The sequence below is a fragment of the Burkholderia sp. Bp8992 genome, assembly GCF_003853705.1.
Lineage (GTDB): Bacteria > Pseudomonadota > Gammaproteobacteria > Burkholderiales > Burkholderiaceae > Burkholderia.
This window is the reverse complement of sequence record NZ_QTQI01000074.1, coordinates 1-1,018: the sequence shown is the minus strand read 5'-3', so window position 1 is coordinate 1,018 and position 1,018 is coordinate 1. Positions and strand designations below refer to the sequence as shown.

At 65.2% G+C, this 1,018-nt stretch carries 1 protein-coding gene; it reads left to right on the top strand.

The annotated features are described in order from the left end of the window. The coding region (ccsB, locus tag DIE03_RS38010; protein ID WP_124457143.1) for a c-type cytochrome biogenesis protein CcsB at positions 1 to 1,018 on the top strand (1,018 nt) is incomplete at both ends.

Sequence of the window (1,018 nt, the reverse complement as noted above, 5' to 3'; positions counted from 1 at the left end):
ACGCGCACATGGATTACTACGACAAGGCGGTGATGATCGGCACCGTGCCGGCGCTCGTCGCGCTCGGCTGGCGCTGGAAGCCCGCGCGGCTGATGATGGCGTCGATCGCCGTGCTGTCGCTGCTGTCGATCCAGATCTACCAGGGCGATCTCGCCCGCGCCGATTCGGCATTCTTCCTCAAGTACTTCCTGTCGAGCCAGTCGGCGATCCTGTGGATGAGCGCGCTGTTCGTGCTCGCGACGATCTTCTACTGGATCGGCCTGCTCGCCCGCTCGGAAACGGGCGCCGCGATCGGCCAGAAGCTCACGTGGGTCGCCGTGCTGATGGGCTTCACGGGGCTGATGGTGCGCTGGTATGAGTCCTACCTGATCGGTGCGGACGTCGGTCACATCCCCGTGTCGAACCTCTATGAAGTGTTCGTCCTGTTCAGCCTGATCACCGCGCTGCTGTATCTGTATTACGAAGGCCACTACGGCACGCGTTCGCTCGGCGCGTTCGTGCTGCTGGTGATCAGTGCGGCTGTCGGCTTCCTGATGTGGTACTCGGTCGCGCGCGACGCGCAGCAGATCCAGCCGCTCGTGCCGGCGCTGCAGAGCTGGTGGATGAAGATCCACGTGCCGGCGAACTTCATCGGCTACGGCAGCTTCGCGCTGTCGGCGATGGTGTCGGTCGCGTACCTGATGAAGGAGCGCGGCGTGCTCGCCGATCGCCTGCCGACGCTCGAAGTGCTCGACGACGTGATGTACAAGTCGATCGCGGTCGGTTTCGCGTTCTTCACGATCGCGACGATCCTCGGCGCGCTGTGGGCGGCCGAAGCGTGGGGCGGCTACTGGAGCTGGGACCCGAAGGAGACCTGGGCGCTGATCGTGTGGCTGAACTACGCGGCGTGGCTGCACATGCGGTTGATGAAGGGGCTGCGCGGCGCGGTCGCCGCGTGGTGGGCGCTCACGGGCCTGCTGGTCACGACGTTCGCGTTCCTCGGCGTCAACATGTTCCTGTCCGGGCTGCACAGCTACGG